The sequence below is a fragment of the Candidatus Binatia bacterium genome (genome assembly GCA_026415395.1).
Classification (GTDB): domain Bacteria; phylum Desulfobacterota; class Binatia; order HRBIN30; family HRBIN30; genus HRBIN30.
Genome location: JAOAHD010000020.1, coordinates 1 through 13,119, shown reverse-complemented (window position 1 = coordinate 13,119; position 13,119 = coordinate 1). Strand labels below are relative to the sequence as shown.

14 protein-coding genes and 1 tRNA gene are annotated in these 13,119 nt (G+C 62.7%); 11 read left to right on the top strand and 4 right to left on the bottom strand.

Annotation, left to right across the window (positions count from 1 at the left end; all coding sequences use genetic code 11):
• Window positions 1-131: 131 nt before the first annotated feature.
• Window positions 132-1,085, top strand: a complete 954-nt coding sequence (locus N3C12_14645; GenBank protein ID MCX8073665.1) for an efflux RND transporter periplasmic adaptor subunit — start codon at window positions 132-134, stop codon at window positions 1,083-1,085.
• Window positions 1,082-4,159 carry an efflux RND transporter permease subunit gene (locus tag N3C12_14640; GenBank protein MCX8073664.1) on the top strand — a complete coding sequence of 1,026 codons (3,078 nt, stop codon included), beginning with the start codon at window positions 1,082-1,084 and terminating at the stop codon, window positions 4,157-4,159. The genes N3C12_14645 and N3C12_14640 overlap by 4 nt, the downstream gene beginning before the upstream one ends.
• A gap of 104 nt (window positions 4,160-4,263) precedes the next feature.
• On the opposite strand, the gene N3C12_14635 is transcribed toward N3C12_14640, so the two are convergent.
• From N3C12_14635 to N3C12_14625, 3 genes are read right to left on the bottom strand one after another with little or no spacing between them, the layout of a single operon-like run.
• Window positions 4,264-4,890: a YbhB/YbcL family Raf kinase inhibitor-like protein gene (locus N3C12_14635; GenBank protein MCX8073663.1), complete on the bottom strand. Its 627-nt coding sequence runs from the start codon at window positions 4,888-4,890 to the stop codon at window positions 4,264-4,266.
• Window positions 4,891-4,926: 36 nt separating this feature from the next.
• Window positions 4,927-6,132, bottom strand: a complete 1,206-nt coding sequence (locus tag N3C12_14630) for a VWA domain-containing protein (GenBank protein ID MCX8073662.1) — start codon at window positions 6,130-6,132, stop codon at window positions 4,927-4,929.
• Between the two features lie 26 nt (window positions 6,133-6,158).
• Window positions 6,159-7,040 carry a MoxR family ATPase gene (locus N3C12_14625; GenBank protein ID MCX8073661.1) on the bottom strand — a complete coding sequence of 294 codons (882 nt, stop codon included), beginning with the start codon at window positions 7,038-7,040 and terminating at the stop codon, window positions 6,159-6,161.
• On the opposite strand from N3C12_14625, the gene N3C12_14620 reads away from it, so the two are divergent.
• The 9 genes from N3C12_14620 (at window position 7,039) to N3C12_14580 (ending at window position 12,811) form a co-directional block, all read left to right on the top strand.
• Window positions 7,039-7,239, top strand: a complete 201-nt coding sequence (locus N3C12_14620; GenBank protein ID MCX8073660.1) for a hypothetical protein — start codon at window positions 7,039-7,041, stop codon at window positions 7,237-7,239. The two genes, N3C12_14625 and N3C12_14620, sit on opposite strands and share 2 nt — an antisense overlap.
• Before the next feature lie 224 nt (window positions 7,240-7,463).
• Window positions 7,464-8,111 (top strand): hypothetical protein, encoded by a 648-nt coding sequence (locus N3C12_14615; protein MCX8073659.1) that lies wholly within the window; start codon window positions 7,464-7,466, stop codon window positions 8,109-8,111.
• An 87-nt stretch (window positions 8,112-8,198) separates the two neighbouring features.
• Window positions 8,199-8,897 carry a hypothetical protein gene (locus N3C12_14610; protein ID MCX8073658.1) on the top strand — a complete coding sequence of 233 codons (699 nt, stop codon included), beginning with the start codon at window positions 8,199-8,201 and terminating at the stop codon, window positions 8,895-8,897.
• Entirely contained in the window at window positions 8,861-9,256 is a 396-nt protein-coding gene (locus N3C12_14605; GenBank protein ID MCX8073657.1) for a hypothetical protein, read from the top strand. The genes N3C12_14610 and N3C12_14605 overlap by 37 nt, the downstream gene beginning before the upstream one ends.
• Before the next feature lie 75 nt (window positions 9,257-9,331).
• Window positions 9,332-9,994, top strand: coding sequence for a S8 family serine peptidase (locus tag N3C12_14600; GenBank protein ID MCX8073656.1), 663 nt, complete (start codon window positions 9,332-9,334; stop codon window positions 9,992-9,994).
• A gap of 116 nt (window positions 9,995-10,110) precedes the next feature.
• Window positions 10,111-11,097 (top strand): hypothetical protein, encoded by a 987-nt coding sequence (locus N3C12_14595; GenBank protein MCX8073655.1) that lies wholly within the window; start codon window positions 10,111-10,113, stop codon window positions 11,095-11,097.
• Window positions 11,087-11,323 (top strand): hypothetical protein, encoded by a 237-nt coding sequence (locus tag N3C12_14590; protein ID MCX8073654.1) that lies wholly within the window; start codon window positions 11,087-11,089, stop codon window positions 11,321-11,323. The genes N3C12_14595 and N3C12_14590 overlap by 11 nt, the downstream gene beginning before the upstream one ends.
• A 110-nt stretch (window positions 11,324-11,433) precedes the next feature.
• Window positions 11,434-12,168, top strand: a complete 735-nt coding sequence (locus N3C12_14585) for a hypothetical protein (protein MCX8073653.1) — start codon at window positions 11,434-11,436, stop codon at window positions 12,166-12,168.
• Between the two features lie 199 nt (window positions 12,169-12,367).
• Entirely contained in the window at window positions 12,368-12,811 is a 444-nt protein-coding gene (locus N3C12_14580; protein ID MCX8073652.1) for a VOC family protein, read from the top strand.
• A gap of 89 nt (window positions 12,812-12,900) precedes the next feature.
• Here the strand turns inward: N3C12_14580 and N3C12_14575 are convergent.
• Window positions 12,901-12,973 (bottom strand) — tRNA-His (locus N3C12_14575).
• Between the last annotated feature and the right edge of the window lie 146 nt (window positions 12,974-13,119).

Genomic DNA, 13,119 nt, shown 5'->3' with positions numbered 1-13,119 from the left:
GCTCGATGACGCTTCGGCGAAGAGGATCTGTTTGCTGGCATAGTGCGCTTGCCGCCGCAATGTGGGCGCTCGTGCTCTTTGCAGGCTGCCGTCCATCGGCACCAGCGGGTCGTCAGGAACTGCCGCCACTCGTGCGGGTGGCCAAGGTGGAGCAAGTTGCCTCTGCAAGTTGGAGCTTGTCGGGAACAATTCGCGCACGCGAGGAAGCTCCTTTGGCGTTTCGCGTTGGCGGGCAAATCCGCCGCCGCTGGGTAGAGGCTGGGAGGCGGGTGGCTGCGGGCGAGATGTTGTTCGAGCTCGACGACCACGATGCCCGGCAAGGAGTGGCGGCGGCTGAGGCGCAAGTGGTTGCGGCGCGGGCCGAGGCCGAACATGCAGAGCGCGAGCGGGTGCGTGCCGCGGCGTTGCGCGAGCAGCGGCTCGTGAGCGAGCAGGGTTACGAGCTTGCCGCCACCACGGCGACTGCGGCGCGGGAACGGCTCCGTGTCGCCGAGGCCCAACTGGCCCAGGCACGCAACCTGCTCGACTACACCAAGCTTGCCGCCCCGGCGGCCGGAATCGTGGCGGAAGTTCATGCAGAGGTTGGGCAAGTGGTAGCCCCGGGCCAGCCCGTAGCCGTGGTTGCGCTGGAGGGCCCGCGGGAAGCGGAAGTGTACTTGCCGGAAACGCGGCATGCGGATCCGCCAGCCGAGGGGGTCGCGACGGTTTGGGGCGATCCCCGCGAGTGGCCGGCGCGCTTACGGGAGGTGGCTGGGAGTGCAGATCCGCTAACGCGCACTTGGCGAGCCCGGTTCGCCCTACAAGGCGACACGCGGGAACTGCCCCTCGGGGCTACCGTGCGGCTGGTCTTTAGTGAGGCGGAGCAAACGCTCCAGCGCATCGCTGCATCCGCATTGTTCGATAACGGCGATGGGGCGCATGTGTGGATCGTGCGCGATGGGCGTGTACAGCTCGAAACTGTGCGCGTGCACTCGCTCGAGGGGGAGCACGCCCTCATTGAAAATCGTCTTCCTGCGGACGCCCAGGTCGTCGCTCTGGGGGTGCATCTGCTCCAGCCCGGCCAGGCGGTTCGGATTGCACCATGAGTAGAGCTGGGTTCAATCTTTCTGCGCTGGCGGTGCGCGAGCGCTCGGTGACGTTGTTTTTCCTGTTGGTCACTGCCGTAGCCGGAGCAATGGCGTTTTGGTCCCTCGGGCGAGCAGAAGATCCAGCGTTTACCGTGCGTGCGTTGGTCGTATCCGCAGTGTGGCCCGGTGCCACTGCGCAGCAAATGCAAGAGTTGGTGGCGGACCGCCTCGAGAAACGGATTCAAGGGGTGGACTATTTCTACCGCGTGGAGACGACGGCGCGGCCCGGCCGTGTCGACATGGTTGTGGAGTTCCACGATTACACACCATCGGCCAAGGTTCCGGATTTGTTTTATGAAGTCCGGAAGCGGATGCTCGACGAGTCGAGCCGGCTCCCGTCCGGTGTGCTTGGTCCGTTCGTCAACGACGAGTTTTCCGACGTGTACTTCGCGCTCTACTCGCTGACCGCGCCAGAGCTGGCGCCGCGCCAACTGGTCCGCGAAGCGGAAAAGATCCGCGATCGGTTAAACGCCATCCCCGGGGTGGAAGAAGTGCACGTGATTGGAGAGCGGCCGGAGCGCGTATTCGTTCGCTTCGACAACGCCCGTCTGGCGCAGCTCGGGCTCTCGCCGCTGCAAGTTTTGGATGCAGTGGAAGCGTATAACCGCTTGGTCCCGGCCGGTTTATTCGAAATCCAAGGGCCGCGCTTGTTGTTTCGGGTTGACGCCGACCTGGCGGACCTCGACTCCGTACGCAACGTGCCCCTGCGCGCGGGGGGCCGTTTGATCACCTTGGGCGACATCGCCGACGTGTATCGGGGATACGAAGATCCGCCCTCGTACCTCGTGCGCGCGTTTGGCAAGGATGCCGTGCTTCTCGGCGTCGTCATGCGCCGCGGCGAAAACGGGCTCGAGCTCGGCGAGCGCCTCAGGGATTTTCTCGCCCACCAGCGGGAGTTGCTACCGCTCGGCTTGCATCTCGACGAGGTGACGAATCAGGCGCACGCCATTGCCGCGGCGGTCGAATTGTTTCAAGTGAAGTTCTTCATTGCCGTGGGGGTAGTGACCCTCGTGAGCCTCGTGGCTCTCGGCCCTCGTGCCGGAATCGTGGTTGGCATTGCCGTGCCGCTGACGCTCGGGCTCACCTTTTTGCTCATGCGCCTGACGGGGATCAATCTCGATCGGATTTCGCTCGGGGCGCTGATTGTGGCTTTAGGGCTGCTCGTGGACGACGCCATCATCGCCATCGAGATGATGGTGGTGAAGCTCGAAGAGGGATGGGAGCGGACAACTGCAGCGGCATATGCTTGGACCGTAACGGCGGCGCCGATGCTGACGGGAACGGTGGTCACCGCGCTCGGCTTTCTCCCGATTGGCTTTGCCCGCTCGGGAGTGGGTGAGTACGCGGGCAATATGTTTTGGGTGCTCGCTTACGCCCTGTTGGTTTCGTGGCTCGTGGCGGTGGTGTTTACTCCTTATTTGGGTGTCGCGTTGTTGCCCGATTATCGCAGCGAGCGCATCAGCGAGGACATGTTGTACTCCACCCCGCGGTATCAGCGGCTGCGGCGGGCCGTTCAGCAGTGTGTCCAGCACCGCTGGACCGTGGTGCTGGTGAGCCTAGGGATTTTGCTCGCCAGTATTCTGGTTTTGAACGTAGCCGTGCCGCGGCAGTTCTTTCCGACTTCAGACCGTGCGGAGGTGATTGTCGACTTGTACCTGCCGCAAGGCACGAGCATCGAAGTTACCGATCGGGTGGCCAAGCGTATGGAGGCGTTTTTGGCTGAGCGGCGCGAGGTGCGCAGTTTGGCCGCGTACGTCGGGGCAGGGGCACCGCGGTTTTTTATTTCGTTGAACCCGGAAATGCCGAATTCGGCGTTTGCGAAGGTGGTGGCGGTGACCGGTTCGGCGCGAGAGCGTGAGGCGGTGCTGGCCGCGATTCGTGACGCAGTGGCACAGGGCAAGTTTCCGGAGGCCCGGGTACGCGCACACACGTTGCTGTACGGTCCGCCAGTGCAGTGGCCCGTGAGTTTTCGCGTGCTCGGACCGGATCTCGTGGAGCTCCGCCACTGGGCGCGCGAGGTGCGCAACATCGTCGCGCAAAATCCTCATGTTGTGGATCCTCACCTCGAATGGCAGGAGCGGGTTCCGGTGCTGCGCTGGCGCATCGACCGCGAGCGGTTGCGCGCCATCGGACTCACCCCGCGCGATTTGGCTCAGCAACTGCAATTCGAGTTCGGCGGCTTTCCCGCCACAGAGTTGCGGGAGGACATTCGTGGCGTGCCGCTTTTCTTGCGCGGCAGCGGCGATGGGCAGGTGGATGCGTTGCAGGTCAAAACCGGCGATGGACGCACGGTGCCGCTCACCCATGTGGGCAAGTTGGAGGTGGAGTTCGAGGAACCGGTGTTAAAGCGGTACAATCGCGTGCCCTTCATTGCCGTGAACGCCGAGGTTCAGGGTGCGCAGGCCAGCGATGTGACCTGGCAGATTTGGCAAACTTTGGAGCCGCTGCGGGCGCGGCTGCCAACCGGATATCGCATCGACATCAGCGGCACGGTTGAGCAGTCGCAAAAAGGCGAGCGTTCCATTCAAGCCGTGCAGCCCATCATGCTGCTGCTGATGCTCATGGTCATCATGCTGCAGATGCGCACGTTTCGCGGCACCCTACTGGTTGTGGCCACGGCGCCCCTCGGGATCATTGGGGCGGTGCCTGCGTTGTTGGTCGCGCAGAGGCCCTTAGGGTTCGTCGCCATGCTGGGGTTGATTGGGCTTGCCGGGATTCTCATGCGGAACACCCTAATTTTGGCCAAGCAGGTGGACGACAATCTCGAGGCTGGCCTGCCCGCGCGCGATGCCATCGTGGAAGCCACAGTGCGGCGGGTGCGGCCAGTGGTGCTCACCGCTGCCGCAGCCGTGCTCGCCTTTATCCCGCTTGCGACCGACACGTTTTGGGGGCCGATGGCTATTGCCCTCATGGGCGGTGTGACCGCCGGCACCATCATCACGCTGCTGCTCCTGCCCGCCCTGTACGCGGTGTGGTTTGGCGTTGCACCCTCGGTAACGGCGGCAGACATGCCAGGGCGTGGCGTGCGGTGAGCACTCCCTTGGGCGCGGGCGACCGCACGGTCACCTCCCGCTCGAACTGTCTGGGTTCGCCAGCCGGTGGAACCTGCGGGTGCGCCCCCCGGGTTCGCGGGATATCAGCGCGCGTTTGGGTTGATTGCGTAGAGGCCGGTGATGCGCGCTTGGGCAAGCACGTGCCCTTGCAAGGCGCGGAGGACCTCACCTCCCGTGAACCTGCCGGAAAGCGGAAAGCGGTCAAAGTCGGTGGCGTACAGCGTGAAGTGATAGTGGTGCACGATCTCGTCGTTCCACGGGGGGCAGGGCCCGTCGTACCCGTAGTAATCGCCGGCCATTTGCGGATCGTTGGCGAACCAGTTCGTGAAGTCGTTGATCCCCTGGCGCGTGCCCCGCGGCCCTTCAGGCCCGGGCTTTCCGCGCGGCACGATCCCGTTGGAAAACTCGCCTTCGGCAATCTTGCTGATGCTCGGCGCGAGGTCCACGAGGACCCAGTGGAAGAAATCCACTCGCGGCAAGGTTGCAGGGACCACGACACCTTCCTTGTTCACGTCGTCCGCCCGGCTCGGCACGTCGGAGTCATGGCAGAGCAGCACCAGCGACTTTGTCCCAGCGGGTAGATCCGACCATGCCAAGTGCGGGTTTTTATTGTCGCTCAGCTCGACGTGTGTCTGCGGGTGGTATTTCCCGAAGGCACAGCGCTCCGGGATGCGCCCACCGTCCACGAAGCTTTCGCTCGACAGTTTCATCACTCCACCTCCTTACGACCAAAACGGGGACAATGCTCAAGCATGGCTCGGGGCGTGCGTGCGCGCGCCAACTAGAGCTTGCACCGCTTCCGTAAGCCCGTCAACGCTCAGGTAAAACATGGGGAACAGCTTGCGGATGATGCGACAAGTGTCGGCTTCCCAATATGCAGGCTTTTCCGGGTTCACCCACACCGCACGATCGAAGTGCGAGGCAATGCGTTGGAGCCACACAATTCCTGGCGTTGCCGACACCCGGCGCGGGTCGATGTTCCCGAATGGCTCGAGCAGCTCGGCTGGATGCATGGCTGCGTCGCCCACGAGCATCACCTTCCAGCGCGAGTCCAAACGTCGGAGCAAGTCGCCCGTGGGGACAGCGTCGCTGCGAAACATCCGTGCCCGGGTGTAGACGTGGTCGTAAATGCAGTTGTGGAAATAGTACGCCTCGAAGGCACGCAACCCCCGCTCTTCATGCAGCGCGGTCAGCAACTGGCTTACCGGTTCGAAGTACGGATCCATGGTCCCGCCGACATCCATCAGCAAGAGCAAGCGCACATCGTTACGCCGCGGCGGGCGGAAGATAAGTTCGATCTCGCCAGCGTTACGGCAAGTTTCGTCGACGGTACGGTCGAGATCGAGCTCGGTGGCCTCGCCAGTGCGGGTAAGCTGCCGCAAGCGACGGAGCGCTACCCGCATTTGGCGCACGTCGAGGCTCACGTCTGTACGGTAATCGCGGAACCGCCGCTCTTCGGCCACTTTCATTGCCGAGCGACTGCGCGGCGGACCACCCACTCGAATGCCGGTAGGATGCTGGCCAGAGTGCCCGTAGGGCGAGCGCCCACCAGTGCCAATCCACTTGTCGCCCCCGTCGTGTCGCTCGGTTTGCTTCTCAAGGGTTTCCAAGAAACGGCGCATGAGTTCGTGATGGCTTAGGCGCTCGAGTTCCGCGAGCTGCTCGGGCGTGAGGTTGGGGAAATTTTTCGGGTTGCGCAGCCACTCGAGAACTTTCTCAACCACTTCGTCGCCGAGCGAGCCTTCCACACCGCGAAAAACACGCGCAAAGACGCGATCGTATGCGTCGAAGAATGTTTCGCTCTTGATTAAGCAAGCGCGCCCTAGCTGGTAAAAGCCAAGCAAACTCGACCCGTGCAAACCTTTCTCCAAGGCTTCGAGGAAGGTCATCCATTCCTGAATGCCCACTGGCACTCCTTCTTCCCGCAAGCCGTAAAACAGGTCGAGAAACATGTCAGCCACTCGCTCGCCAACGTTGGCTATTGGTTGTATCGCGGCCCAAGTTCAGCCCAAGACTTGGGGAAGCGACCCCCAGCCGCATCGTAACGCAGCAATGCGTCGACATCTTGCTCCTTCTTAAGCAGCGCACCGACAAACGGAATATGCTGCTCGACTTTCTCGATGCTCACCCCTGCACGTACGAGCGCGGCAATCCAATCAATGAGCTCCGAAGTGGAAGGCTTTTTGCGCAATTCCGGTTGCTCTCGCAGCCAGTAAAACTTGATGAGCACCTGATCGAGCAGCTTGGCATCGAGATGAGGATGGTGCACGGCCACGATGCGCCGCATCAGTGCTGGGTCGGGAAACTCGATGTAGTAGAAAATGCAGCGGCGGAGAAAGGCATCCGGCAGTTCCTTTTCGTTGTTCGACGTGATGATCACGATCGGTCGGTGCCGCGCGACAATTTCCTCGCCGGTTTCCACGATGGTGAAGCGCATTTCGTCGAGCTCGCGCAGCAGGTCGTTGGGGAATTCCAGGTCAGCCTTGTCGATTTCATCGATGAGGAGCACGACGCGCTCGGGCGAAGCGAAGGCCTGCCCTAAGGGCCCCAACTTGATGTAGCGGCGGATGTCGGACACATCCCCCGTGCCAAAGCGGCTATCGTTGAGCCGTTGCACCGTGTCGTACACGTATAGCCCCTCCGCTGCTTTGCTCGTGGACTTGATGTGCCACGAGAGCATTTTGAGTCCGAGCCCTTCCGCCACGTGGCGGGCGAGTACGGTTTTGCCGGTACCGGGCTCCCCTTTGATGAGCAGTGGCCGCTCGAGGGCGATGGCGCAGTTGACTGCATCCACCAACGCCGCTGAAGCGATATAACCCGGAGTTCCTTGAAAGCGTTTGAAGCCGTTATCGTGCGACATGGCGTCATTTGGTATCGGTGAGCCCCCTTTCGCGCAACCCAAGGTGTGGTTGGGCTGGGTTCAAGGCGGAGCGTACACGAATGATGCCAGCGCCGCGCGGATTCGCGCGGAGAAACCGGTGAACTGGGGCCCTCCGTTCAAGGCTAGCCGCTACCTGGGAGGCTTGGCACGCGAGCGGCCAGCCGGTGCCGAGCGGTAGGAGTGCGAGCGCGATTGACGTGGCTTGCGGTCGCCCAACAACCGCTAACAGCGCCGCACCGAAAGACTTGAGCGCGTGCTGCATAAGGTCACCGCGCACGCTGCACGCTGAGTGGGAGTTCCTGGTGGACTTCGCTGTGCCGGTCCCTACGATGTCCCAGCCGTGCCGAGAGAAGTCCCACAATAGTGGGTGGAACGAATGTCCTGCGGCACAGGAGGTGAAGGATGGCTCGCTGTCGTCAGTGGGGTCGGCTTGGCGTTGCGGCCATGGTCGTGGTTTTGGCCGTGCCTCGTTGTTTGGCCCAGGTGTTGGTCGACGCGGCAGAGACTAGCGGCTACCCGGGGTGGACTGTTCCCTTGTCGGTGTCCCACGGCGCGAACGGTGCCGCCCCTTCTTCCGTGGGTCTCGCACTCTTTTTTTCCGATCCTAGGAATGTGAATGTCGTGGCCAACAGTGACGGACGGCCCGACTGTAGCGCGCACGAAGCCGTATCGACCCCTGGCCAATTTGTGTTTTGGCCGGTCGGGTGCCGGTACGAGGATGACGAGTGCGACACCGTACGGGCGCCGTTTGTCGATCTTTCCGGAGCACAGCCGAATTTGCCCTCTGGGGAATTGTTCCGCTGCACCGTGCGTATCGCTGGGAGCGCTTCTCCGGGCACGTATCCGGTGCGGGTCATCGACCCGGACGCTGCCGCGCAAAACGGTGTCACCGTCACCGCTAGCGCCGACGATGGTGTTGTTCACGTGTTGCAGCCGCCGGGCGGCGGTGGTTGCATGATCGACCCGACGAACAGGGGCACTGCTGTTTGGTTCGCGCTGCTCGCTTTGCTCGTCGGCGCGGGCGCGCGCAGTGCACGAACGCGGCGGTAGCAGTGGGCTTTTGGGGGGCACCCGTTGATTCGCCGCCCGCTAAACCTTCTTGCGGCCATAAACCTGCTCCTCGCTGGCGGTGTTGCCGTGGGGGAGGCCTCGGAGTTTGCGGCTGAAGGTGTGTGGGTCCGTGGCGCAGAACAGGGCACGTGGCACGCCGTGCTTGGAATCGACGGTACTGGAGCAATCAGTGGGCGAGTCGGGTTTCGCGGGCTCACCGATTTCCCCAAGGGAAACTTGCTCGCGACGTGGAGCGCTGGCGGAATCCAGAAAGGTTTTCTGTTTTACCAGGGGACAATTGCTCGCGCCGGGCGACTCCGTGGGGGCATCGGCTTGAACGGTGTCAGCGGTGAGTTCACCCTTCCTGGCGGAGCAGTGGCCACATGGCGCCTCCAGTCGATTCGAGCAACTCGGCAAAAGTTTGCACCGGTGCGAGCGGGTGAGCTCCTCGCCCGCGGTAGCCCTGCAGCCGTAATGGTTACGATTGACGATTACCCGGCGGTACGGGCTGCGCGCGAGCGTGTGGCCGATTTGGCTCGTTACGAGTGGGATAGCGACGCCGCGCAAATCGCATACGAATCGGCAGTGGCAGACTTGCAGGAGTCGGTGTTGCGGACACTCGCAGGCAGCGCTGCGCTCCTGCTTTCCACCCCCGTGGGGTGCCCCAACTTCAACTTTATCTGCAGGACAGTGCCGCGCTCACCACCCTCTTGTCCCTGCCCGAGGTCAAAGCGGTGCAAGATCCAAGGGTGTACAAGCTTGCCCTCTTCCAAAGCCTGCCCTTGATCGGTCAGCCCTCTGCCCTCACCAGGGGGTTTACCGGCCAGGGTGCGCGGGTGGCCGTGGTGGACACGCGCATCGATCATCGGTGGCGAGATCCCGACGGCTTGTTCGCATTCGGTGCGGGGTGCGCGAGCGGCGTCGGCTCGCCCGATTGTGCGATCGTCGCATCCTACGACGCCGCCGGTGGTGAACCCGAGGATCCATCTCACGGCACTAACGTGGCCGGTATCTCTTGGCAGGTTGCCCCGCAGTCGGGCATCGTCGGGGTGGATGTATTCAGGCAGGTAGATGGTTCCGCATTAGCGTTTTCGCCGGATATCATCGCTGGCCTAAACTGGGTGCTCAACAACTGGCGCCAATAGAATATCGTAGCCGTAAACCTCAGCTTTGAGGGGGCGAACTCAACTCTCTTTCCCGACAGCGACCTACGGCCGCCTATAGCTGCGCCACGTCGCGTAGGTCGCATTGTGGTTGCCGCTTCCGGAAACGAGGCGTGGAGCGACCGGCTTGCTGACCCGGCCTGCGTGCCGCGAGTTGTGCGTGTTGGTGCGGTGTACGATCGCCGGCTCGCTCGATTTGCGACGCGGGTGTGCGAAGATGTGGATGTTACGGCTGACCAGGTTGCGTGTTTTTCCAACAGCGCTTCTTTTTTGAGCTTGCTTGCTCCAGGAGTGGTCATTGAATTTGCCGGGATCGGAATGGCGGGTGCCTCGCAAGCCGCCCCTCACGTCGCTGGTGCCATTGCTTCTCTGCGCACGCAGGACCGTTTTACATCGGACTCTGCTGACTGCACGATCGCACGGGTGCTCAGAACGGGCACACCGATTTTCGATTCACGCAACGGCTATACATTTCCCCGGCTGAACCTGGACGCTGCTTCGCTCACATGGCCGAATTCTGTCGGTAACTGCAACGCCGACGGCCGCGTCGTTACCGAGGAACTCGAGACAGGGGTGGGCATCGCGCCGGGGGCATTGCCACTTGCGCAGTGCCCGCGGTTCGATGCTGCGGAAGACGGCGAGGTCACCATCGAGGAGCTGGTGACTGGCGTTAACATTGCCCTCTTTGGATGCGCTTTCGGGGCGAGCGGGTTGACGTGAGCCCGATTGTGAAGAGGCTCGGTGGACCCAGGGAGCAGGGCACGAGGATCTTCGCTTGACTTTTCTAGTGCAATAAAAAAACTAAAATTGTTTTGAAACAAACGCGGGAGAGCGGCATGGACCCCGCGGTACGGGTAACGAGAGGCACAATCGGCGGAAAAACGGCGCGCGAGCTGGGCGGGTACCTTTCCGGCTTGCTGCTCTCTTTGGTCCTTGCCGTTGTCGTACCCGCGAGGGCTGCGGAGTTTTGTGGGTACGCTGTCGATGACATCGGAGGAACGGTGACGGGTGTGGACTTGCCTGCGGGCCGGTTTCGTCATCGGATCCCCGTGGCACCATCATGGGATTTCAGCGTCGGGCCTTGCGTGGGTGGGGAGCGGGGACCGCTGCTGTACTGTGCAGTGCAGCGGGTGTTTCGCCCAGCTGCTAGCGTGCGGGTGCTCGGTCAGGCTGGAGTGGCAGTGGACGCGAGCGCGGTTTGGGTCATCGACGTGCAGCAGGCGCGGTCCGTAGTGCGATTGCCGTTTGGCGCCACAGGGTTGGCCCTTGTCGCGGGTGGGCGCTGGCTTGCGGCTGTGACTCTAGAGGCGTCGGTGCTGTTGTATGACTTAGACGCCAGCGCGCTGCACGGCCCGGTAACTCTGCCGGGCATGGCGAGGTCGATCGCGTCGTCTCCGGGTGGGCCGCGGGTTTACGCGACTTATCGGGCACCCGCCGGTAACGGGCTCGAGGAGTATGGACTCGCCATCGTCGACGCCGAGTCCGCTCGACTAGTAGCCACTGTGCAGTTGCTGGCCGCGGCCGGACCCGAGTACCCTGCTCCGTACGAGATCGTGGGCGTCGGTCCTGCCGAACTGGTTTACTTGAGGCAGCGTGCTAACGGGGTTGAGGTTGTCGACGGCGCCAGGGCGGTTCATCTCGGGTCGATAGCGTTGCCTGGGAGGGCGCTGGTCTTGGGCCATCCCCCTCGGGGGGTCCTCCGTGTACGTCACCCGCGGCAGCGAAGGCGACACTTCTTTGCTCCTCATGTCGCTTCCCGACGGGGCAATTTTTGCGTCCCGTTCTACACCCTCAGCGCTGATGGGGCTCACCATGAGCCCTGATGGGGAGTGGGTGGCAGGTTCGTTATTCGACCCACCGGTGGGAAGTTTGGCAGTGTGGGAGTCCGACTCGTTGGTGCAGCTCGGCCAAACGCGAGCCTCTGCATCAACGCATCCATTGACGGTGCTGAGCGGTGCATGCCCGGCGGTGGAACCCTGCGCGCGAGATTGCGACGGCGATGGGTCGGTAACGGTGGATGAGGTTTTGCGGGCCGCCAATGTGCTATAGGAGCAAGCTCCCCCGACGTGGTGCTTGGCAGCCGATGCTTCCGGGGACAACGCGGTGACCATCGACGAAATCGTTACCGCGGTGGTGCGTTTATTGGGAGGGTGCGGAGCATGAAGCCGGCCACGCCTGCGTCTGGGCGCGAAATTCCGGGCCCGCGCCGAGCCCAGGTGAAAGCCGCAGCGAGTCTGCCGAGGGTGCAGTACGCGACCGAGGATTGCGGGTGTGGAATCCGACCGCCGAGTTTGAACTTGGAAGAGCTCGTGGAAGTGCTGCGGAAGCAGGCGCAGGTCTTGACTGCTTGGGCCAATGCTTTGGAACGAGAGCTGGCCGGGCTCCCGCGAGTCAGCACGCGAAGCAAGGCGTATGCTTTTGCAGCAACAGCAGTGTTTCGCCGCGAAGGTGAATACTGGACGTTGGCCTACAAAGGCAAAGTGGTTCGACTCAAACATCGCTTGGGTCTCGGTTACTTGCGCGCACTTTTGGAGGCTTCCGGTCGAGAAATCCCCGCCCTCGAGCTGATTGGCGGCATGGCGGAAGCGAATGTCGCGGCTCCCGGCTGTCATCGGCGTGCACGAACTTGGCAGGGCTTAGAGAGGCTGAAGGAAATGCGTGCGATGCTGGCTGCACTTGACGACGAGCTGGAGCAAACCCTGGGCAATCAAGATGTCGGCCGAGCCACCGCCCTCCGCGAGCAGCGGCAGCTCGTTCTGCGGGCTTTGGCCGAGGTAAGTGGCCGGTGGGTCACGCCGGCGGAGTGCGCACGAGCAGCGGTCAGCAAGGCGGTGCGTCGTGCGCTCGCTGCCATCCGGCGGGTTCACCCCGAACTTGCCGCGCATTTACAGTGACACGTTCGGCTCGGCTACGTGTGCTGTTACGATCCAGCGGCGGAGGCAGCGCGATTCACTGGAGCGTTGCTTGAGCAGCGACGGCTTGTGCCCCTGCCAGCAGGCCTACCCTTGCACGGGCCGGCGGCCGCACAAAAAATTTTCGCTCCCGGTTGCTTTGGTTGGCCCGGCCACGTAGGCGAACTGTCGGAAGGGGCCAATGACACCCTGCGCGAAAAGCACCGTTGCGACCGTGATTCCATGTCTTCGCTACCGGGATGTAGCCGCCGCGATTTCCTGGTTGTGTGCTGCCTTCGGGTTCGAGCGCCACTTGGTCGCGGAAGATGAAGAGGGCAAGATCGTTCATGCCCAGCTCCGGTTCGGCAACGGGATGGTCATGCTCGGACCAGCTTCCGACGCCCACAGCGATTTCAACCGGTTCATGAAGCAGCCTGATCAGGTTGGGGGCGAAACACAAGCCCCGTACGTAGTTGTGAACGATGCGGACAGCTTGTACGCCCGGGCTCAGGCCGCTGGGGCGGAAATCGTGATCCCGCTCCACGACGAAGCCTATGGGGGCCGCGGCTTCAGTTGTCGCGATCCCGAAGGCCACCTGTGGTATTTCGGTACGTACGACCCCTGGGGCGAGGCGCACTCCAGGTAGGCACTGGCGAAGCTCGTAGCGGTGACCGGAGAGTGGACTCGCCGGCAGAGCCCGCGGCGCCCGCTGTTCCTCGGCACAATCTTAAGTAGGGTGAGTGAAGGGGCTCGAACCCTCAACCCCCGGAGCCACAGTCCGGTGCTCTGCCAGTTGAGCTACACTCACCGAAAGTGCTGTTGGGCTGCCGAGTAAAGCACGGATACGCAAACCACCACATGCTCGCAAGGCCTACCCACGCAAGAGCGCGCCAGAAGGGATTCGAACCCCTGACCCACGGCTTAGAAGGCCGTTGCTCTATCCAGCTGAGCTAC